Source organism: Nocardiopsis sp. M1B1, from assembly GCF_052466615.1.
Genome location: NZ_CP196194.1, coordinates 1,231,205 through 1,250,855, shown reverse-complemented (window position 1 = coordinate 1,250,855; position 19,651 = coordinate 1,231,205). Strand labels below are relative to the sequence as shown.

21 protein-coding genes are annotated in these 19,651 nt (G+C 72.2%); 9 read left to right on the top strand and 12 right to left on the bottom strand.

Translation table 11 applies throughout. The features are described from left to right. Positions 1–92: 92 nt before the first annotated feature. The 4 genes from ACSTA4_RS05620 to ACSTA4_RS05605 form a co-directional block, all read right to left on the bottom strand. The gene (locus ACSTA4_RS05620; RefSeq protein WP_248773738.1) at positions 93–833 is read right to left on the bottom strand and encodes an alpha/beta hydrolase; all 741 of its coding nucleotides are present in this window, start codon (positions 831–833) and stop codon (positions 93–95) included. A gap of 32 nt (positions 834–865) precedes the next feature. Then, a complete protein-coding gene (locus ACSTA4_RS05615; protein WP_444962659.1) occupies positions 866–1,198 on the bottom strand; it encodes an ATP/GTP-binding protein in 333 nt (110 codons plus the stop codon). A 211-nt stretch (positions 1,199–1,409) separates the two neighbouring features. Next, positions 1,410–2,621 (bottom strand): 3-hydroxybutyryl-CoA dehydrogenase, encoded by a 1,212-nt coding sequence (locus ACSTA4_RS05610; protein WP_444962658.1) that lies wholly within the window; start codon positions 2,619–2,621, stop codon positions 1,410–1,412. Between the two features lie 172 nt (positions 2,622–2,793). Beyond that, positions 2,794–3,180: an SCO5389 family protein gene (locus ACSTA4_RS05605; protein WP_274976449.1), complete on the bottom strand. Its 387-nt coding sequence runs from the start codon at positions 3,178–3,180 to the stop codon at positions 2,794–2,796. A 210-nt stretch (positions 3,181–3,390) separates the two neighbouring features. Here ACSTA4_RS05605 and nucS point away from each other — a divergent pair, with 210 nt between their 5' ends. The 9 genes from nucS (at position 3,391) to ACSTA4_RS05560 (ending at position 12,148) form a co-directional block, all read left to right on the top strand. After that, positions 3,391–4,068, top strand: coding sequence for an endonuclease NucS (nucS, locus tag ACSTA4_RS05600; RefSeq protein ID WP_444962657.1), 678 nt, complete (start codon positions 3,391–3,393; stop codon positions 4,066–4,068). A 185-nt stretch (positions 4,069–4,253) separates the two neighbouring features. Beyond that, entirely contained in the window at positions 4,254–5,159 is a 906-nt protein-coding gene (locus ACSTA4_RS05595) for an ABC transporter ATP-binding protein (protein ID WP_444962656.1), read from the top strand. Then, positions 5,156–6,010: an ABC transporter permease gene (locus ACSTA4_RS05590; RefSeq protein WP_444962655.1), complete on the top strand. Its 855-nt coding sequence runs from the start codon at positions 5,156–5,158 to the stop codon at positions 6,008–6,010. The genes ACSTA4_RS05595 and ACSTA4_RS05590 overlap by 4 nt, the downstream gene beginning before the upstream one ends. After that, positions 5,986–7,335, top strand: coding sequence for a sensor histidine kinase (locus tag ACSTA4_RS05585; RefSeq protein ID WP_444962654.1), 1,350 nt, complete (start codon positions 5,986–5,988; stop codon positions 7,333–7,335). Before ACSTA4_RS05590 ends, ACSTA4_RS05585 begins: the two co-directional genes overlap by 25 nt. Then, positions 7,332–7,964 (top strand): response regulator, encoded by a 633-nt coding sequence (locus ACSTA4_RS05580; protein WP_444962653.1) that lies wholly within the window; start codon positions 7,332–7,334, stop codon positions 7,962–7,964. Before ACSTA4_RS05585 ends, ACSTA4_RS05580 begins: the two co-directional genes overlap by 4 nt. Before the next feature lie 85 nt (positions 7,965–8,049). After that, positions 8,050–8,709, top strand: coding sequence for a DUF1707 SHOCT-like domain-containing protein (locus tag ACSTA4_RS05575; RefSeq protein ID WP_444962652.1), 660 nt, complete (start codon positions 8,050–8,052; stop codon positions 8,707–8,709). 238 nt (positions 8,710–8,947) lie between these two features. Next, a complete protein-coding gene (locus ACSTA4_RS05570; RefSeq protein ID WP_444962651.1) occupies positions 8,948–10,552 on the top strand; it encodes a M28 family peptidase in 1,605 nt (534 codons plus the stop codon). Positions 10,553–10,851: 299 nt separating this feature from the next. Beyond that, entirely contained in the window at positions 10,852–11,448 is a 597-nt protein-coding gene (locus ACSTA4_RS05565; protein ID WP_248773731.1) for a cob(I)yrinic acid a,c-diamide adenosyltransferase, read from the top strand. Between the two features lie 250 nt (positions 11,449–11,698). Continuing rightward, positions 11,699–12,148 (top strand): hypothetical protein, encoded by a 450-nt coding sequence (locus ACSTA4_RS05560; RefSeq protein ID WP_444962650.1) that lies wholly within the window; start codon positions 11,699–11,701, stop codon positions 12,146–12,148. 126 nt (positions 12,149–12,274) lie between these two features. Here ACSTA4_RS05560 and ACSTA4_RS05555 read toward each other — a convergent pair whose 3' ends face one another. From ACSTA4_RS05555 to atpA, 8 genes are all read right to left on the bottom strand, one after another. Beyond that, entirely contained in the window at positions 12,275–13,483 is a 1,209-nt protein-coding gene (locus ACSTA4_RS05555; RefSeq protein WP_444962649.1) for a cation:proton antiporter, read from the bottom strand. 168 nt (positions 13,484–13,651) lie between these two features. After that, positions 13,652–14,167 (bottom strand): hypothetical protein, encoded by a 516-nt coding sequence (locus ACSTA4_RS05550; protein ID WP_416025862.1) that lies wholly within the window; start codon positions 14,165–14,167, stop codon positions 13,652–13,654. 83 nt (positions 14,168–14,250) lie between these two features. Continuing rightward, on the bottom strand, positions 14,251–14,562 hold the full coding sequence (locus ACSTA4_RS05545; RefSeq protein ID WP_047868494.1) for an MTH1187 family thiamine-binding protein: 312 nt from the start codon (positions 14,560–14,562) through the stop codon (positions 14,251–14,253). Positions 14,563–14,606: 44 nt separating this feature from the next. Continuing rightward, entirely contained in the window at positions 14,607–15,089 is a 483-nt protein-coding gene (locus tag ACSTA4_RS05540; RefSeq protein ID WP_444962648.1) for a DUF2550 domain-containing protein, read from the bottom strand. A 27-nt stretch (positions 15,090–15,116) separates the two neighbouring features. Further along, complete coding sequence (locus ACSTA4_RS05535; protein WP_212641305.1) at positions 15,117–15,506, bottom strand: F0F1 ATP synthase subunit epsilon; 390 nt, start codon at positions 15,504–15,506, stop codon at positions 15,117–15,119. A 79-nt stretch (positions 15,507–15,585) separates the two neighbouring features. Next, positions 15,586–17,028, bottom strand: coding sequence for a F0F1 ATP synthase subunit beta (atpD, locus tag ACSTA4_RS05530; protein WP_212641306.1), 1,443 nt, complete (start codon positions 17,026–17,028; stop codon positions 15,586–15,588). A gap of 5 nt (positions 17,029–17,033) precedes the next feature. After that, positions 17,034–17,954, bottom strand: coding sequence for a F0F1 ATP synthase subunit gamma (locus tag ACSTA4_RS05525; RefSeq protein WP_444962647.1), 921 nt, complete (start codon positions 17,952–17,954; stop codon positions 17,034–17,036). Positions 17,955–17,957: 3 nt separating this feature from the next. After that, complete coding sequence (atpA, locus tag ACSTA4_RS05520; protein ID WP_444962646.1) at positions 17,958–19,598, bottom strand: F0F1 ATP synthase subunit alpha; 1,641 nt, start codon at positions 19,596–19,598, stop codon at positions 17,958–17,960. Positions 19,599–19,651 lie beyond the last annotated feature (53 nt).

Sequence of the window (19,651 nt, the reverse complement as noted above, 5' to 3'; positions counted from 1 at the left end):
CTCGGCGGGCCCGGGGCCGGGCGCGGCGACGGCGGACCGTCAGCGGGGACGGCAGGGGGCAGCGGCGGCGCGATGTTCAGGCCCGGGCGGGTCTAACCGAGGGTCTGGACGTCCTTCTCGTACGGACCGTCCCACTCCACGGGGAGGGGGTAGGCCTCGGGGTTGACCCGCTTGACGATCTCGTCCAGCACGCGGCGCACGTAGGGCTCGCCCACCCACAGGTGCTTGGCGCCCTCGACTCCGACGACCTCGCACTGGGAGAGCGGTTCGAAGCGCTCCCTGGCCTCGTCGGGGCGCAGGTAGTCGTCGTGCTCGGGGACCAGGGCGACCACCGGCTTGCCGGTGCGCGCCCACACCGCCATGTCGGCCTCGTCGGCGCGGTGCAGCGGCGGCGACAGCAGGATCGCGCCCTTGACCTGCGGGTCCGCGCCCCACTTGAGGGCCAGCTCGGTGCCGAAGGACCAGCCCAGCAGCCAGGGTTCGGGCAGGCCCTCGAACTCGGTGAACTCGATGGCGGCGAGCACGTCGTGCTTCTCGGTCTCACCCTCGCCGAACTCGCCCTGGCTGGTGCCGTGCCGTGAACCGGTGCCGCGGGTGTTGAACCGCAGCACCGCGATGTCGGCCAGCGCGGGCAGCCGGAACGACGCCTTGCGCAGGACGTGGCTGTCCATCATGCCCTCGGCGGTCGGCAGGGGGTGCAGGCACACCAGGGTGGCCTTGGGGTCGCGGCCCTCGGGCAGGGCCAGCTCGCCGACCAGCTCCAGGCCGTCGGCGGTGTGCAGGGTGACGGGTCGTCTCACGGCGGGCAGCACCGTGGTGGCTCGGATCTCCATGGCTCCTCGTGTCCGGGGTAGGTGGCCGGGGCTCAGCGGCGGGGGGAGCGCGGCGCGCGTTGGGAGCGCCGGTCCCAGCAGGAGGAGTGCCAGTGGCGCCGGTCGTCGCCGTCGCCGTAGGGGCGCCAGGCCACGACGTGCGCCATGCCGGTCGGGATCTCCTGGGCGCAGCCGGGGCAGCGGTAGACCTTGGTGGCGGCGGCGCCGGGGATGCGGCGCGTGACCCACTCGCCGTCGGGGCCGGTCTCGCGGCGCTGTCCGCCGGTGACGCGCAGCATGAGGGCGTCCTCGTCGTCGGGGGCGCCGCCGGGGGCCTTGCGGCCCCGGGCGGATGTGCGGCGGGGAGAGTTACGGCGCGGGCTCACACCGTCCAGGGTAGAAGAGGACCGGCAGTGGCTGCCGCCACACGCTCGGCGGCGGCGCGCTCCGCCTCCCCGCGCGACGGGAGGCCCGGCGCGGTGGCCGGAGCCGTCTCGTGCGCCGTGGCGCTCCCGTGCCGGGCTCGGGGCCGGTACGGAGGCGCCGCCGCGGATCGGGGAACCGTGCCCCGCGGCGGCGACGCCTCCGGTCGGCGTGTCAGGCGTGGCAGGCGCAGCCGCCGTGGCCCTCGCTCTCCGGGGCGTCGGGCAGCTGGTCCATCAGCAGCGGGGCGGGCACCGGGATGTCGGTGAGGCCGTACTCGCCCATCGCGACCAGGGTGGTGACCACGGACTCGGCGCCGCGCTCCTCCAGCAGTTCGGTGGGGCCCTTGGGGTAGCCGCAGCCGAAGCGCATGGCGGTGTCGACGTCCCTGGCGGAGGCGTAGCCGTCGCCGATCATGCGCAGCGCGTCGTCGATCTGCGGCGCGAGGAGGACCTCGCCCAGGTCCAGGGTCTCCTCCTCCTGGATCATCTGCGCGTAGCGGCCGGTGGGGCGGGGTTCGGGGGCCTCGTCGGTGCCGGCGTAGAAGCCCTGGCCGGACTTGCGGCCCAGGCGGCCCGCGGCCACCATGCGGCGCAGCAGCGGCGAGGCGGCGTAGCGCCGGTCGCGGTACTCCTCCCACAGGACGTCCATGACGGCCAGGCAGACGTCGAGGCCGACCAGGTCGGCGAGGGTCAGCGGGCCCATGGGCAGTCCCGCGGCCTTCTGCACCGAGGCGTCGATCTCCTCGCGGGTGGCCACCTTGCGCTCGTACAGGCGGATCGCGTCGTTGATGTAGGGCACGAGCAGGGCGTTGGCCACGAACCCGGCGCGGTCGCCGACCGCCACGGGGGTCTTGCCGATGCGCTTGGCCACCTCGGTGACCACGTCGACGGTCTCGGCGCTGGTGGAGACCGTGGTGATGACCTCGACCAGCTTCATGACCGGGGCGGGGTTGAAGAAGTGGAGCCCCACGACCTTGTCCGAGCGGCCGGTGAGCGCGGCGATCTCGGTGACCGACAGCGAGGACGTGTTGGTGGCCAGGATCGTGCCGGGCGGGCAGATCCGGTCCAGGTCCGCGAAGACGTCCTTCTTGATGTCCATCCGTTCGGGGACGGCCTCGACGACGAAGTCCGCGTCGGCGAGGTCCTCGCGCGAGGTGGTGAACGTCAGCCGGGCGTCGATCCCGGTGCGTTCGTCCTCGGTGAGCTTGCCCTTGTCCACCGCCTTCGAGAGGGACCGGTCCACGTGGGCGCGGCCGCGGTCGACGGCGGCCTGGTCGATCTCGACCCCGGTGACGTTGAACCCCGCGCGGGCGAACACCTCGGCGATACCCGCGCCCATCGCGCCGAGTCCGACGACACCGACCTTGTCAAATTCCTGCACCATACGCCCAGACTACGGGCCCGGCCGAGCCGTCCCGCGCACGGGATGCCCGAGTCGGGCACTCGGTGCCATCCGGTGCGGCGGTGGCGGCGGTGGCGGTGCCGCCGTGCCCCGGCCGCGGCGGGGCGGCACCGCTCCCTCCCGGGGGGCGCGACCACGCGTGTCGGGGCCGTCCCTAGCAGTCGACGAGCTCGGGCGACTGGTTGAGCAGCTGGGCGCGTGGGGAGGTGAACTCGGCGTGGGCCGCCTCGGCCCCGGGCGCGAAGAGGGCGACGCGGTGGCAGTTCTGGAAGGCCAGGCGCAGGCCGAAGTGCCGCTCCACCGCGCCGCGCATGGCGTCGCTGGCGAGCAGGCGCAGCAGCTGTCCCCTCTCCTGCTCGCCGGGCGGGGGCACCTCGTTCGCCTCGAAGCCGGACTCGGCGGTCCGGGCGCCCTCGGCCAGCCCGCTGACCACCTCCCAGGCGTAGGGCAGGGAGTCCTTGATGCAGGCGATGAAGTCGGCGTCCTCGACCGGGCCGTGCTTCGCCTTCTCCAGCAGGTCGGGAGAGACCGTCAGCGACATGGAAGTCCCTTCGTCGTCGCGGGCGCGCGCATCCGCGCGCCCCTGGCGACGTTAGGGGCCGGGCCGCGCCCCGTCATGGCGCCGGGGGGACACACCTGTCTTCCCCCGGAGGCACATCCCTGTGGACGCGGTCGTCAACGCCGAACGGGGCGGGCGGACGATACGCGGTTGCGCCCCGCGCGTCCGGCGGAGGCGGTAACGTGACGTTTCGTGCGTCTCGTCATCGCTCGGTGCAGTGTCGACTACGTCGGCCGTCTCACCGCCCACCTGCCCATGGCTCCCCGCCTGATCCTTTTCAAGGCCGACGGGAGTGTGTCCATCCACGCCGACGACCGGGCGTTCAAACCGCTGAACTGGATGAACCCGCCCTGCAAACTGCGCGAGGAGACCGTCGCCGACGGGCCCGACGTGTGGACGGTCACCCACGGCAAGTCCGGTGAGAAGCTGGTGCTGACCGTCGAGGAGGTCCTGCACGACTCCTCGCACGAGCTGGGCAAGGACCCCGGCCTGCAGAAGGACGGCGTGGAGGCCCACCTCCAGGAGCTGCTGGCCGAGCACATCACCACCCTCGGCGACGGCTACACCCTCATCCGCCGCGAGTACCCCACGGCGATCGGCCCGGTGGACATCCTGTGCCGGGACGGCGCCAACGCCACCGTCGCGGTGGAGCTCAAGCGCCGCGGCGACATCGACGGCGTCGAACAGCTCACCCGCTACCTGGAGCTGCTCAACCGGGACCCGCAGCTCGCGCCGGTGCGCGGCGTGTTCGCCGCCCAGGAGATCAAGCCGCAGGCCCGTGTGCTCGCCGAGGACCGCGGCATCGCCTGTGTGGTGCTGGACTACGACGAGCTGCGCGGGATCGAGCCGGACGTGCTCCGCCTGTTCTGAACGACCCCCTCCCGACGGGCTCCGGGCGCGAGTTCGCGCCCGGGGCCCGTCCGCGTCCGCGCCGGGGGCTCCCGCGCCCTGGGGCGCCCCCTCCCTTGGTCGGGGTGGCGTCCTCCGTCCGGAGGACACGGGTGCGGCCCGGCGGCCGATACCCCGGGGGCCCCGCTCGCGGGAGAGTCGGTGGCATGAGCGAGACAGCGATCGAGGTCCACGGCCTCCGCAAGAAGTACGGCGACAACGAGGCCGTCGCCGGAGTCGACCTGAGCGTCCGGCGCGGCGAGGTCTTCTCCCTCCTCGGCCCCAACGGCGCGGGCAAGTCCACCACGGTCGAGATCCTGGAGGGCTTCCGCCACCGCGACGGGGGCACCGTCCGCGTGCTGGGCGAGGACCCCGGCGCCGCCGGCCGCCGGTGGCGCTCGCGCATCGGGGTGGTGTGGCAGGGGGAGACGCTGATCCCCCAGTTGTCCGTGCGCGATGTGGTCCGCCACTTCGCGGGCTACTACCCCGACCCGCGCGACCCCGACGCGGTGGTCGACCTGGTCGGCCTGGGCGAGAAGTCCCGGGCGCGGATCACGTCCCTGTCCGGCGGTCAGCGCCGCCGCCTGGACGTGGCCCTGGGCATCATCGGCAGGCCGGAGCTGCTGTTCCTGGACGAGCCCACCACCGGCTTCGACCCCGGGGCCCGGCGCGACTTCTGGACGCTGGTCGGCGACCTGGCCCGGGGCGGCACCACCATCGTCCTGACCACGCACTACCTGGAGGAGGCCGAGGCGCTCGCCGACCGGGTGTGCGTGGTCGCGCGCGGCAGGGTGCGCGCGCTGGGCTCCCCCGCCACCCTGGGCGGACGCGCCTCGGCCCGGGCCACCGTCGGCTGGACGGTCGACGGGCGGCGCCGCGAGACCCGCACCGACGAGCCCGCCCGGGTGGTGGGCGAGCTGTCCGCCCTGTTCTCCGGTGAGGTACCGGGGCTGAGCGTGCACCGCCCCACGCTGGAGGACGTCTACCTGGGCCTGATCGGCGGGGAGGACGAGGAGGCCGGGGAAGGCGAAGACAGGGACGGCCGTCCCGCCGAGAGGAAGGTGTCCGCGTGAGCACCGCGACCGAACGCACCCCCGACGCCCCCGCCGCACCGGCCTCCAGCGGACGCCTGCCCGGCGCGCTGCGCGTCGGGCTGTCCCGGGGCTGGCTGGAGATCCGCGAGTTCGCGAACGAGTGGGAGAGCGTGATCTTCACCTTCTCCCTGCCCGCGCTGATCCTGGTCATGTTCTCGTCGATCTTCGACGGCATGTTCGACATGGGCATGCCCGCCGTGGACTACTACCTGCCGGGCCTGGTGGCGATGGGCCTGATGTCGGTCAGCTTCCAGCAACTGGGCCTGAACATCGCCAACGAGCGCGAGCGGGGCGGTCTGCGCCGCCTGCGCGGCACCCCGATGCCGCCGACCGCCTACTTCGTGGGCAAGACCGTGGTGGTGCTGTTCCTGGCCTTGGGCCAGCTGGTCCTGCTGCTGGGCGTGGGCGCCCTGGCCTTCGGCGCGCGCATGCCCGACGACCCCGCCGCCTGGGCGACGCTGGCCTGGGTGTTCGTGCTGGGTACCGTCTCCTGCTCGCTGCTGGGCATCGCGATCAGCTCCCTGGCCCGCAACGTCCGCTCCGCCTCCGGCATCGTGGTCGTGCCCTTCCTGATCCTGCAGTTCATCTCGGGCATCTTCGTGCCGGTCATCGCCCTGCCCGACTGGGTGCTCGACGCCGCCGCGCTCTTCCCTCTGATGTGGATGGCGCAGGGCCTGCGCGCGGCGTTCTTCCCCGCCGAGATGGCCGCCCTCGAACCCGGCGGTTCGTGGGACCTGTCCGGGGTCGCCCTCGCGCTGGGCGTGTGGTGTGTGGTGGGCTTGGCGCTGGTAGTGCTGACGTTCCGGTGGAAGACGCGGAAGGACGGGTGATCGCCGTGGCCGCACGGGCTCCGGGGGGCGGCCACGCCCCGCCCGCACCGTTCCCCGGGCCCGGCGGCGCCCCGCCCGGGGAAGGCGCCCCAGCCGGGGAGGAGGAGCGCGACGAACGGCACGCCTGGGACCTGGGCGTGTGGTGGGACGTGTACTTCACCTCCGTGATGGCCGCCATGGCGGCCATCGCGCTGGTCACCAGCGACCCCTTCTGGCGGTGGCCGCTCGTGGGCCTCATGGCCGCGGTGACGGCCGTGTACTACCTGTTCGCCAGGCGGTTGGTACTGCGCGAGGAGCGGATCCGCCCGGCGGTCCTCATGGCCGTCCTGCTCGTGCTGTGCCTGCCCGCGGTGACGGTCAACCCCACCCTGACCTTCCTGGTCGTGGCGGTGGCCCCGCTGTGCTTCATCACCTCCCCGGTCCCGGCCGCGGTCTCGACGGTGGGCGCGATCCTGCTGGTCCCGATGCCGCTGCGCGGCCTGCTCGGGCTGAGCGAGTGGGACGACATCGCCGTCAACATCCTGATCAACGGCGTGATGGTGGGCTACACGCTGTGGTTCGGCGGCTGGCTGGGACGGATCATCGAGCAGAGCTACGAGCGGGCCAACCTGATCAGGGAACTGCGCGAGAGCCGCCTGGAGGTCGTGTGGCTGTCGGAGGAGACCGGGGCCATGGCCGAGCGCGAACGCCTGGCCCGCGAGATGCACGACACCCTGGCCCAGGGCTTCACCAGCATCGTCGCGCTGACCCAGGCGGTGGAGTCGGAGATGGACTCCGACCCGGAGCTGGCCCGGCGCCACCTCGCCCTGATGCGCGAGACCGCCGCCGAGAACCTCGCCGAGGCGCGGGCCATGGTGGCCGCCCGCCAGCCGGTGGGCCTGGACAGCCAGACCCTGGAGGCCGCCCTGGACAGGATCGCCTCCCGGCTGGGCGACGAGCTCGGCGTCCCCGTGGACACCGCGGTGCTCGGCGCCCCGGCCGCCCTGTCCAACGACCTGCAGATCTGCCTGCTGCGCACCGCGCAGGAGGCCCTGGCCAACGTCCGCAGGCACGCCCGGGCCGGGCACGTGCGGGTGGCCCTGGAGTACACGCGGGCCCCCGACGGGAGCCCCGGTCCGGTGGAGCTGACCGTCGCCGACGACGGCGTCGGCTTCGACCCCGGGCGGACCGCGCCCGGGAACGGGCTGGCGAACATGCGGCGCCGGGCCGACGACGCCGGAGGCGCGGTGGAGGTGGTCAGCGCCCCCGGGCGCGGCACCCGCGTCCGGATGTCGCTGCCCCTGCCCCCGCAGACCCCGCGAGGCGACGAGGAGTGCGCACCGTGATCCGTGTCCTGCTGGTCGACGACCACCCGGTGGTCCGCGAGGGCATCCGCGGCATGCTCGCCGCCGAGGCCGACCTCACCGTCGTGGGCGAGGCCGCCTCGGGCCCCGAGGCGGTCGTGCGGACGGCCGAACTGGAGCCGGACGTGGTGCTGATGGACCTGCGCATGCCCGGCGGCGACGGTGTGGAGGCCACCGGGCGCATCAGCGCCGGACGGCCCGGCACGCACGTGCTGGTGCTCACCACCTACGACACCGACGACGACATCCTGCGCGCGGTGGAGGCGGGCGCCACCGGGTACCTGCTCAAGGACACCCCGCGCGCGGAGCTGGCCGAGGCCGTGCGCGCCGCGGCGCGCGGGGAGACCGTCCTGACCGGACGGCTGGCGGGCAGGCTGTTCACCGGCATGCGTCGGCGCGGAGAGCCCGCCGCCGTGCTGTCGCCCCGCGAGGTGGAGGTGCTGCGTCTGGCCTCCGAGGGGCGCACCAACGCGGCGATCGGGCGCGCCCTGCACATCAGTGCGACCACGGTCAAGACCCACCTGATGCGGGTCTACGACAAGCTCGGCGTGGGCGACCGGACGTCGGCGGTGAGCCAGGCGATCCGCCGCGGGCTGCTCCCCGAGGACTGACCCCGGGCCGCGGGGCCGGGTCTCAGGGGCCCCTCGGGGGTTCTCCCCGATGCGGCACACCTCGTTGCGCCGGAAGAATGGTTCTATGGTGGAAGCAATGAGCGAGATCACTCCCCCCGAGCACGGTCGGATGCGCGCCTCCGACGCCGACCGTGACTCCGTCGCGCACCGCCTGCGTGAAGCCCTCGCCGAGGGGCGCCTGGACCCGGACGAGCACAGCGAGCGGCTCGACGCGGTGTACCGGGCCAAGACCGTCGGCGAGCTGGTCCCCCTCACCGAGGACCTCCCGGCGCCGAACGGTCCCGGCGCCTCCGTGGCCCCCACCGACTTCCGTTCGCCCCGTCCGCTCTACGGCGGCGGCCGGATCGTGGACCAGGAGCCCACCAGTCGGGCCGCGGTCGTCGTCCTGGGCGGCGCCGCCCGGTCGGGCAACTGGGTCGTGCCGGGCGTCTTCACCGCCTTCGCGGTGCTGGGTGGGATCGACCTGGACCTGCGCGAGGCCCGGTTCACCCAGCGCGAGACCACCGTCTGGGTCTGCGCCGTCATGGGCGGGGTGGGCATCACCGTGCCCGATGACGTGCAGGTGCGGGTGCACGGCCTGCCGCTCATGGGCGGTTTCGGCATCTCCGAGAACACCCCCAGCGTGGTGGACCCGGACGCGCCGATCGTGCACGTGCGGGGCATCGCCGTGATGGGCGGGGTGGGCGTCGAGTACAAGCCGCGCAAGCACCAGGACGAGGAGTAGGCCCGCCGCCCCGGTCGGACGCGGGCCCCTGACGAGACGTTCTGCTCACACGGGGTCGTCCATGGAACCACACTGCCACCCCATGCGTAAGGTCTGTGGCTGATTGTGGCAATTGTGGTCATCGGTCCTTGCCGGGAGCACCTCCGCGGTGTCAGGCTGCATCGGTACTTCGCCTACCCAAGGTGTCCATCCCCCGACTCCCAGGAGCGGTGGACCCCCGCACTCCGGAGGAAGATCCTTGCGCACCAGTTCCGAAGGGAAGCCGCCGCTCGGAGCGGCCGTCCCCGCCTCCCGGCGCCGCGCCGCCACGGCCGGCGCCGCGGCCGTGCTGATGACCGTCGCCGCCCTGGCGTCCTCCCCCGCCCACGCCGAGCCCGGGCCGCCCGGACACGCCGGGCCCCCGGACCACTCCGGGGCCCCCGAGCACGCGGGTCCGCCCGCGCACGCGGGCAGGCCGAGCGAGGACCCGCCGCTGTCGGAGCGGGTGGACGCGGAGGCCATCCGCGAGCACTTGGAGAACCTCGACACCATCGCCGAGTACAACGGCGGCAACCGGGCCACGAACACCCCCGGCTACGACGTCGCCGCCCTCTACGTCGAGGACCAGCTGGAGCGCGCCGGGTACGAGCCCTACCGGCACGAGTACGAGTACGAGCTGTGGCGGGAGAACTCCCCGGCCGTCCTCGCCCAGACCGCCCCGGAGCAGGTCGCCTACGAGGCCGAGACCGACTACGCGACCATGAGCTACTCCGGATCGGGCGACGTCACCGCACCGGCGGTGGCCGTCAACGCCGACAGCGCCGCGAGCGGCTGCTCCCCCGACGACTTCGCCGGCTTCCCCGAGGGCGCGATCGCGATCACCGTGCGCGGCACCTGCCCGTTCTCGGACAAGGTGGACAACGCCGCCGCCGCGGGGGCCGCGGCCGCCCTGGTGGTCAACAACGAGGACGAGGTCTTCCTGGGCACCGTGGGCGAGCACTCGGCCATCCCCGCCCTGGGCGTGTCCGGGACGCTGGGCGCCGAGCTGCTGGCCGCCGAGGGCCTGGAGCTGCGGGTGAGCGTGGACGCCGAGGTCAGCAACGAGACCTCCTACAGCGTGCTGGCCGAGACGCCGGGCGGCCGGGACGACAACGTGGTGGTCGTGGGCGGCCACCTCGACAGCGTCGAGGACGGCCCCGGCATCAACGACAACGGCAGCGGCACGGCCTTCCTGCTGGAGACCGCGATCCAGCTGGCCGAGCAGGAGGAGCCCAACAACAAGGTGCGGTTCGCCTTCTGGGGCACCGAGGAGGAGGGCCTGGTCGGCTCCACCCGGTACGTGGAGGACCTGACCGCGCAGGAGGTCGAGGACATCGCCCTCTACCTCAACTTCGACATGATCGGCTCGCACAACTACGGCCGGTTCGTGCTGGACGGCCGGATGGAGCTGCCCGGGTCCGTGGCCGCCCCGTCGGGCTCCGGCGCGATCGCGAAGGTCTTCGAGGACTACTTCGCCGCCCGGGACCAGGTCAGCGAGCCCGGCGTGCTGAGCGGGCGCAGCGACTACCAGGCCTTCATGACCGCGGGCATCCCGTCGGGCGGCCTGTTCAGCGGCGCCGACGGCGTCAAGACCGAGGAGCAGGTCGAGTGGTACGGCGGTACGGCGGGCGAGCAGTTCGACCCGTACTACCACACCGCCGACGACACCATGGAGAACATCAACTGGGACTCGGTGGCCGAGCTGTCGGCGGCCGGTGCGCACGGCGTGGAGTTCTTCGCCGAGAGCACTCTGCCGGTGAACGGGGTGCTGCGCACGACGGCCGCGCCCGACTTCCCGCGCCTGGGCGACGGCTGGCTGAGGTAGTCCGCGCACGATCCGTGTGAGGGCCCCGCACGACAGGGCGGGCGGCGTGAACCCCCCGGTTCCACGCCGCCCGCCGCGGCGTCTCCCCCTCCGCGGTTCCCGGATGACCCCCTCTCGCATCCGGGTACCGCACATGGACACCGCGGGAAACTACTTTAAGTAGCCCCCTGGCTTCCCAATGTATCAGTGAGTTGCATCACCTTCACACGCTGATACGGAACAGTTATCCTCCGTCACGACTGGTGCTCCGGGCCACCACCGCACCCGCCGGAGCGCGGCCGAACCCTAGGGTGGAGGGCATGACCAAACGGGACACCGACAAGCCGGTCGTGCTGTCGAAGATCTACACGCGCACCGGCGACGCCGGGACGACGGCGCTCGGCGACATGAGCCGGACCGGCAAGAACGACACGCGCCTGGTGGGCTACGCCGACACCGAGGAGGCCAACGCCGCGATCGGCACCGCCCTGGCGCTGGGCGAACTCCCCGACGACGTCCGGGACCTGCTCGGACGGATCCAGAACGAGCTGTTCGACCTGGGCGCCGACCTGTCCACGCCGATCGTGCCCGACCCGGAGTACCCGCCGCTGCGGGTCCTGCCCGAGTACGTCACGCGGTTGGAGGAGGCCTGCGACACCTACAACGCCGACCTGCCCACCCTGCGCAGCTTCATCCTGCCCGGGGGCTCCCCCACCGTGGCGCTCATGCACACCGCCCGGATCGTGGTCCGGCGGGCCGAGCGCAGCGTGTGGGCGGCCGTCGAGGAACACGGCCAGACCGTCAACCCGCTCACCGCCCAGTACCTCAACCGGCTCTCCGACCTGCTGTTCATCCTCGGCCGGTACGTCGCCCGGGAGGGCGACGAGGTCCTGTGGAAGCCCGGCGGCGAACGCTAGCGCCCCGCCGCCCGCCGCGGTCCCCGGGCCGCGCCCGGCCGCCCGTGCGCACCTTCGAGGGGTCCCGCTCCGCGTGAGCGGGACCCCTCCGCGCTCCCCGCGCCTCCCCGGGACCGCCCGCACCCCGGAACCCCGTCCCAGCGGGCGTTCGCGACCTGCGCGGACGGAAATCGTCCGGTGGGACGCGTGTCTTCCGCGGCGCTGGGGTTATGGGTTCTGGACACGGGAACGGACGAAGGAAGGAACGCAGATGACCACCGGAACCAGACCGGCGACCGTCAAGGCGGTCTTCGTGCTGCTGGTCCTGATCGCGGTCTACCAGATCGTCATGAGCCTGCTGGCCCTCGTCGGCGCCACCGCCATGGCCACCGTCCCGATGGTCGCCGAGAGCGCGCGGGTGCCCGCCTGGGCCGTGCTGACCGGCGCGGCCGTCGGCCTGGTCTACGGCGCGCTGTCGGCCGTCCTCGCCGTCATGGTCAACCGGAACCGCGGCGGCGTCCGCACCTCGGTGACCGCGGTCAACGTGATCTACGCCGTCGTGATCCTGGCCCTGCTGCTCACCCCGGTCAGCGGGGTCCCCGAGATCGTCGCGGCGCTCTTCGCCGTCACCGTGGCGGCCCTGGCCAACACCGCGACCGCCAGGGAGTACTTCTCCGGCGCCGCGGTCCCGTCCGGACACGCCCACCCGCAGGTCGGCTGACCGCCCCCCTGACCGCGCCCGGCCCGGCACCCTCCCACGGGCCGGGCGCGCCCCTGTCCGCACCGCTCGGCCGGCGCGGAGGGCCCTGCGGACCGCCGCGGGTCAGCGACGGCCCGGAGGAACGGGCTAACGCCGCGCCTCCCCCGCCGCGGCGGTCCGGGAGCGGCGCAGCAGGGCGCCGCCCACCTGGGGTAGGACGAGCACGCTCAGCATGCCCGCGCCCAGGAGCGCGGCGGCGGAGGCGCCGTCGAGGGCGCCCGTCTCGGTCCCGATCTCCGACAGGACCGCGATCAGGGGCAGCGCGGTCGCCGAGAACAGCACCAGGGGGAGCCGCTGGCGCTCGGGGACGTCGCCCCGCGACAGCAGGTACTCGGGGCCGCCCCGCACGACCAGGAAGGCCGCCAGCAGCAGGGGGACCAGCAGCAGCGCCACCGGGTCGGCCAGCAGGGCCGACAGGTCGAAGCGCACCCCCGTCACCACGAAGAACACCGGTATCAGGAAGCCGAAACCGACGGCGTCCATCTTCGACTCCACCCGTTCGACCGCGCCCGGATGGTTGGTGGTGAACATGAGCCGCACGATGATCCCCGCCGCGAAGGCGCCCAGCAGCGCGTCCAGCCGCAGACTCGCCGCCAGCCACACGAACAGCACGATCACCAGGATGCACAGGCGCACGGCCACCTGGGTGCTGGAGCCGAGGGTGGCCCGGATGAGCCGTGTCAGCCGCTCCGAGGGCGGACGGGTCGCGCGCCAGGCCGCGAGGCCCGCGAGGGCGAGGAACCCGACCAGCAGCAGCGTCGCCTCCAACGGGCGGTAACCGCTGAGCAGCAGGGTGATCAGCACGATCGGTCCGAACTCCCCCATCGTCCCGGACGCCATGAAGCGGGCCCCGAAGGCCCCCTCCAGCCCTCCGGAGTCCCGCAGGATGGGCAGCACCGTGCCCAACGCGGTCGTGATCAGGGCCAGGCCGACGACCAGGGCCGTCTGGGAGGCGCCGAACAGGGCCCACCCCGCCCCCAGCCCGAGGGCGACCGAGCACAGCCAGGCCAGAGCCGCCCGCCGCAGCGGCCTGCCCCTGATCCGCGCGAAGTCGACCTCGTACCCGGCCATGAACATGAGCAGCGCGAGTCCGAGGTCGGCCAGCATCGCCACCGTCTCGGTCTCGCGGACCAGTCCCAGGAGGGAGGGGCCCAGGACGATGCCGAAGACGATCTCCAGCACCACCGAGGGGATGACCACGAACGCGGCCAGCCGGTCGGTGACCAGCGGGGCGAGGAAGGCCGCCACGAGGATCAGCAGCAGCATGCCCAGTGTCTGCGCGACGTCGCCTTCCATGTCCCCCTCGATCCGCGGAGCGGCGCCGCTCCGGCCGTGGGCACACTACGCGCGGTCGGCACGGCACGGCGGCAGACACGCGGACAAGGGAGGCGCACACGCGGCGCGCTCCCGGCCGAGAGACGGGAGGGCGACAGCGCGGGCCCCCGGGCCGGGGGCCCCGGCCCCTCAGCACTCGGGCGGGAACTCCTCCTGCGGGACGAACTCGGCCTCGGCAGACCCCCCGGAGGCGGCGTACACGCCCTCCTCCTCGGCCAGCACCCCGGTCGTGAACGCGACCGTGCCGATGTCGTGCTCGGTCTCCTCCCCCGGCGGGGCCTCCCGCGAGCCGATCCCGACGGTGTACTCCTCGCGCTCGGACTCGGGGACCAGGCGGTAGACCTGCCGTCCGTCGCCGTCGGTGATCCGCCAGGCGTCGCCGGGGGCGGCCAGGTCCACCTCGGTCCGGTTGCCGTCGAAGTCGCGGGTGGCGATCAGGTGGATCCGCTGTCCGCCGCCGCTCAGGTCGATCTGGCGTGGGGAGGCGTCACCGCACCAGGCCACGACCAGCACGGGGAACTCGTGCGCGGCGGTGAAGTGGCCCGTGGCCACGGCGCCGACGTGGCCACCCGAGAGCTGGCAGGCGGCGAGCAGGGGGATGAGGAGGGCGGGGCCCAGGAGCCGGGGAAGTCGCGAGGCGAGCATGGAACCGCATCCTGCCGTGTCCGGCCGCCCAGGGGAAGAGGACACGGGGCACGACCGCGCCGCACCCCGTGGAGAACCGGGTCTCAGGCGTCGCCGAGTTCGCGTTCGACGGCCTCGACCTTGCTGCGCAGGCCGTCGGTGACGCCCTCGCGGACATCGGCCTTGAGGGTGAGGCTGACGCGCGCGGCGCCCTCCCCCGCGGCCTGCACGGCGCGCTTGACGACGTCCATGACCTCGTCCCACTCACCCTCGACGCTGGTGAACATGGCGGAGGTCTCGTTGGGCAGTCCGCTCTCCCGGACCACCCGCACCGCGCGGGCGACGGCGGGGGCGACGGACTCACCGGTTCCGAGAGGGGAGACGGAGAAAGCGACGATCGTACTCATGTCGGCCATGCTAAGCACACAGGGGCGCGCGGGGGAACCACCCACGCGGAATCTCAGCTCTCCCAGTGCGTTCCGGGGGGCATCGACTCCAGCCACGACAGGAAGCCGGTCTGGGCGCCCTCGCCCATGGCGATCTCGTAGGCCGCCTCGCGGGGGTCGGAGCCGTCGGCGAGCAGCCAGCCCACCTGGAGCACGGTGAGGTCGGCGGGCAGGTCCTCGCCCCCGGCGGGGGCGCGCCGCCCGACGACGACGAGACCGCGGCGCGACAGCCTCGCTGTCGGCCGCGGTCTGAGGGAGAAGATCGGGAACCAGCCCAGGTTCTCCGTGCCGTACCGGCCGAAGCCGATGCGCCAGGAGCCCCGGCGGCCCTTCGCCCCGACGGCACGCAGGTAGCACTCCACCGCGCCGCCGCGCCGTACCAGGATCCAGCGGCGCAGGGTGACGGCGAGCACCAGCGCCAGGAGGACGACGAGCAGGGCGAGGAACACCCACAGCGCGGACTCCCACCAGGGTGCTCCGGGCCGGAGCCTTTGCATGCCCACCACTCGTCCCGCCGTCCTACGCTAGGCGACTTCCTCGCCCGCGGCCCGCAGACGGCTGCGGGCACGGCCCAGGGCGACGTTGTCGCCGGACTCGGCCGCGCTCTTCAGCGCCGTGCGCGCGCGGTCCACATCGATGTCCTCGGCGAGCTCGGCGGTCTCGGCGAGGATGGAGACGCGTCCCTCACCCGAGACCGAGACGAACCCGCCGTGCGCGGCGGCCCGGACCTCGCCGGTCTCCCGCGCGCCCAGCACGCGGACGACCGCGTCGTGGGCGAGCAGCGACAGCACCGGGACGTGCCCGGGCTGGACGCCCATCTCACCCTCGACGGTCTTCGCGATGACCATGTCGCCCTCGCCCGCCCAAATCTCACGTTCGGGCGAGACGATCTCGACGAAAAGCTTCTTCGACACTGCCACAAACTCCTCGGCTAGCGGGTGATTCGGCCGGGCCGGTCCCCGACCGCTGTCGGGGACCGGCCCGGCCGGAGAACTAACCCTGCAGCTTCTTGGCCTTCTCGACGGCCATGTCGATGTTGCCGACGTCGAGGAACGCCTGCTCGGGCAGGTGGTCGTACTCACCGTCGCACAGCGCCTTGAAGGAGGAGATGGTCTCCTCCAGGGGCACGAACACGCCCGGGTTGTTGGTGAACTTCTCCGCCACGAACATGTTCTGCGACAGGAAGCGCTCGATCCGGCGCGCACGGTTGACGACGATCTTGTCCTCCTCGGACAGCTCGTCCATACCGAGGATGGCGATCTGGTCCTGGAGGTCGTTGTTGCGCTGGAGGATCTCCTTGACGCGCTGGGCCACCTGGTAGTGCTCCTCGCCCACGTACTGCGGGTCGAGGATGCGGGAGGTGGAGGTCAGCGGGTCGACCGCCGGGTAGATACCCTTCTGCGAGATCGGGCGGGAGAGCTCGGTCGTCGCGTCCAGGTGGGCGAAGGTGGTCGCCGGAGCCGGGTCGGTGTAGTCGTCCGCGGGCACGTAGATCGCCTGCATCGAGGTGATCGAGTGACCGCGGGTCGAGGTGATCCGCTCCTGGAGCTGACCCATCTCGTCCGCCAGGTTGGGCTGGTAGCCCACGGCCGAGGGCATACGGCCCAGCAGCGTGGAGACCTCCGAACCCGCCTGGGTGAAACGGAAGATGTTGTCGATGAACAGCAGCACGTCCTGCTTCTGGACGTCGCGGAAGTACTCCGCCATCGTCAGAGCGGACAGGGCCACCCGCAGACGGGTGCCCGGGGGCTCGTCCATCTGGCCGAAGACGAGGGCGGTGTCCTGGAGGACCTCCATCTCGTCCATCTCCAGGAAGAGGTCCGTACCCTCACGGGTGCGCTCGCCGACACCGGCGAACACGGACACACCACCGAAGTTGCGGGCGATACGCGTGATCATCTCCTGGATGAGCACGGTCTTGCCCACACCGGCGCCGCCGAACAGGCCGATCTTGCCACCGCGCACGTACGGGGTGAGCAGGTCGATGACCTTGATGCCCGTGACCATCATCTCGGTCTTGGACTCGAGCTGGTCGAAGGCCGGGGCCTTGCGGTGGATCGGCCAGCGCTCGGTGACGCCCAGCTCCGCGGTCGGCACGTCCAGGGACTCGCCCAGGGTGTTGAACACGTGGCCCTTGACGACGTCGCCGACGGGCACGCTGATGGGCGCGCCGGTGTCGCGCACCTCGGCGCCGCGGACGAGGCCGTCCTGGGGGGCCAGGGAGACCGTGCGCACGAGGTTGTCACCCAGGTGCTGGGCGACCTCCATCGTGATGGTCTTGACCTTGCCGCCGATGGTCACGTCGGTGTGCAGGGCGTTGTAGATGGCAGGCAGGGAGCCGACGGGGAACTCCACGTCGACGACCGGGCCGGTGACCCGGGAGATCCGGCCGGTGGCGGTGCCAGCCCCAGCCGTCCCTTCAACTGTCGCAGTCACTTTTGTTACTCACTTCCCGCGCTGGCAGCAGCGAGCGCGTCGGCACCGCCGACAATCTCACTGAGCTCATTGGTGATCTCAGCCTGACGTGCCTGGTTGGCCAGACGGGTCAGGTTCTTGGCGAGTTCCTCGGCGTTGTCCGTGGCCGCCTTCATGGCGGCGCGGCGGGAGGCCTGCTGGGAGGCGGACGACTCCAGGAGCGAGAAGTAGATCCTGTTGACGACGTACTGCGGCAGCAGCTGGTCCAGGACCTCCTCCGCCGAGGGCTCGAACTCGTACAGCGGCAGCGGCTCGCCCCCGTGCACGGCCTCCAGCTCGGAGCTGTCGACCTCCTCCACCTCCAGCGGCAGGGCCCGGACGGTCCCGGCGCGCTGGGTCAGCATCGAGACGAACTCCGTGGAGACCACGTGGATCTCGTCGACACCGCCCTCGGCGGAGTCGGTGGAGAACTTCTCCATGAGGGCGGAGCCGATCTCCTGGGCGTGCGCGTAGGTGGGGCGCTCGGTGAAGCCCTCCCACTGCGCCTCCAGGGGGCGGTCGCGGAACTTGTAGAAGCCCACGCCCTTGCGGCCCACCATGTAGGTGAGGACCTCCTTGCCCTGCTCACGCAGGAGCTGGGTGAGGGAGTCCGCCTCCTTGAGCACGTTGGTCGAGAAGGCGCCCGCCAGGCCCTTGTCGCTGGTGATGACCAGGACGGCGGCGCGGGTGGGGTTCTCGGCCTCGGTCAGCAGCGGGTGATCGGTCACCCGGCTGGCCAGGGCCGAGACCGCCCGGGTGATCTCCCGCGCGTAGGGCCCAGCAGCCTCCGCCGCACGCTGCGCCTTGGTGATGCGCGTCGTGGCGATGAGCTCCATCGCGCGGGTGATCTTCGCCATCGACTTCGTCGAGCGGATCCTCCGGCGATAGACGCGAAGCTGTGCACCCATGGGTTACTTCCCGCCCTTGGCGACCTTGATGGTCTCCTGGCCGACCTTCTCCTCGTCCAGCGCCTCGGCCTCTGCCTCGGTGCCCAGGAGGGTTCCGGCGGAGGTCTGGAAGCCCTGCTTGAACTTCTCCAGCGCCGAGTCGAGGGACTTCTCGGTCTCCTCCTCGAACTTGCCGCTCTCGCGGATGGTGTCGAGGATGCCCGAGTGCTCGCGGCTCAGGTGGTCCAGGAAGTCCTCCTCGAAGCGGCGCACGTCCTCGACCGGGACGTCGTCGACGCGGCCGGTGGTGCCGGCCCAGATCGAGACGACCTGCTTCTCCATGGAGAACGGCGAGTACTGGCCCTGCTTGAGGAGCTCCATCAGACGGGCACCGCGCTCCAGCTGCTGCTTGGAGACGGCGTCCAGGTCCGAACCGAAGGCGGAGAACGCCTCCAGCTCACGGTACTGGGCCAGGCCCAGCCGCAGGGTGCCCGAGACCTTCTTCATCGCCTTGGTCTGCGCGGCGCCACCGACACGGGAGACCGACACGCCGACGTTGATCGCCGGGCGCTGCCCCTGGTTGAACAGGTCGGCCTCCAGGAAGACCTGTCCGTCGGTGATGGAGATGACGTTGGTGGGGATGTACGCCGAGACGTCGCCCGCCTTGGTCTCGATGATCGGCAGGGCGGTCATCGACCCCTTGCCCATCTCGTCGGAGAGCTTGGCGCAGCGCTCCAGCAGCCGGGAGTGCAGGTAGAAGACGTCACCGGGGTAGGCCTCGCGGCCCGGCGGGCGGCGCAGCAGCAGCGACACCGCGCGGTAGGCCTCGGCCTGCTTGGTGAGGTCGTCGAAGACGATGAGGACGTGCTTGCCCTCGTACATCCAGTGCTGGCCCAGGGCCGAACCGGTGTAGGGGGCCAGGTACTTGAAGCCGGCCGCCTCGGACGCCGGGGCGGCGACGATGGTGGTGTACTCCATCGCGCCGGCCTCTTCGAGGGCGCCACGCACACCGGCGATGGTCGAGCCCTTCTGGCCGATCGCGACGTAGATGCAGCGCACCTGCTTGTCGGGGTCGCCCGTCTCCCAGTTGGCCTTCTGGTTGATGATCGCGTCGATGCAGACCGCGGTCTTGCCGGTCTGGCGGTCGCCGATGACCAGCTGGCGCTGGCCGCGGCCGACCGGGGTCATCGAGTCGATCGCCTTGATGCCGGTCTGGAGCGGCTCGTGGACGGGCTTGCGCTCCATCACGGTCGCCGCCTGGAGCTCCAGCTCACGGCGTTCGGTGGACTCGATCTCGCCCTTGCCGTCGATGGGGGCGCCCAGGGGGTCCACCACGCGGCCGAGGAAGTTGTCACCCACCGGCACCGAGAGGAGCTGGCCGGTGCGGCGCACCTTCTGGCCCTCCTCGATGCTGGTGAAGTCACCCAGCACGACGACACCGATCTCACCGATCTCGAGGTTCTGGGCCAGGCCCAGGGTGCCGTCCTCGAACTGGAGCAGCTCGTTCGCCATCGCCGAGGGAAGGCCACCGACGCGGGCGATGCCGTCACCGGAGTAGGTGACGGTACCGACCTCTTCCGCGCGGGTGGCTTCAGGCTCGTACGACTGGACGAAGCGCTGTAGCGCGTCCCGGATCTCGTCCGGCCGGATCGTCAGCTCCGCCATCTCTACGTTGTCCTTGCTCTCAAATGGCGCCGGGCTGGCGCCGTGCGTGCTTG

What these genes read in the sequence shown, in the direction of transcription:
- ACSTA4_RS05620 (WP_248773738.1), bottom strand. Translation starts at nt 833, where the DNA reads ATGGAGATCCGAGCCACCACGGTGCTGCCCGCCGTGAGACGACCCGTC.
- ACSTA4_RS05610 (WP_444962658.1), bottom strand. Translation starts at nt 2,621, where the DNA reads ATGGTGCAGGAATTTGACAAGGTCGGTGTCGTCGGACTCGGCGCGATG.
- ACSTA4_RS05605 (WP_274976449.1), bottom strand. Translation starts at nt 3,180, where the DNA reads ATGTCGCTGACGGTCTCTCCCGACCTGCTGGAGAAGGCGAAGCACGGC.
- ACSTA4_RS05595 (WP_444962656.1), top strand. Translation starts at nt 4,254, where the DNA reads ATGAGCGAGACAGCGATCGAGGTCCACGGCCTCCGCAAGAAGTACGGC.
- ACSTA4_RS05575 (WP_444962652.1), top strand. Translation starts at nt 8,050, where the DNA reads ATGGTGGAAGCAATGAGCGAGATCACTCCCCCCGAGCACGGTCGGATG.
- ACSTA4_RS05565 (WP_248773731.1), top strand. Translation starts at nt 10,852, where the DNA reads ATGACCAAACGGGACACCGACAAGCCGGTCGTGCTGTCGAAGATCTAC.
- ACSTA4_RS05560 (WP_444962650.1), top strand. Translation starts at nt 11,699, where the DNA reads ATGACCACCGGAACCAGACCGGCGACCGTCAAGGCGGTCTTCGTGCTG.
- ACSTA4_RS05555 (WP_444962649.1), bottom strand. Translation starts at nt 13,483, where the DNA reads ATGGAAGGCGACGTCGCGCAGACACTGGGCATGCTGCTGCTGATCCTC.
- ACSTA4_RS05550 (WP_416025862.1), bottom strand. Translation starts at nt 14,167, where the DNA reads ATGCTCGCCTCGCGACTTCCCCGGCTCCTGGGCCCCGCCCTCCTCATC.
- ACSTA4_RS05545 (WP_047868494.1), bottom strand. Translation starts at nt 14,562, where the DNA reads ATGGCCGACATGAGTACGATCGTCGCTTTCTCCGTCTCCCCTCTCGGA.
- ACSTA4_RS05540 (WP_444962648.1), bottom strand. Translation starts at nt 15,089, where the DNA reads ATGCAAAGGCTCCGGCCCGGAGCACCCTGGTGGGAGTCCGCGCTGTGG.
- ACSTA4_RS05525 (WP_444962647.1), bottom strand. Translation starts at nt 17,954, where the DNA reads ATGGGTGCACAGCTTCGCGTCTATCGCCGGAGGATCCGCTCGACGAAG.
- atpA (WP_444962646.1), bottom strand. Translation starts at nt 19,598, where the DNA reads ATGGCGGAGCTGACGATCCGGCCGGACGAGATCCGGGACGCGCTACAG.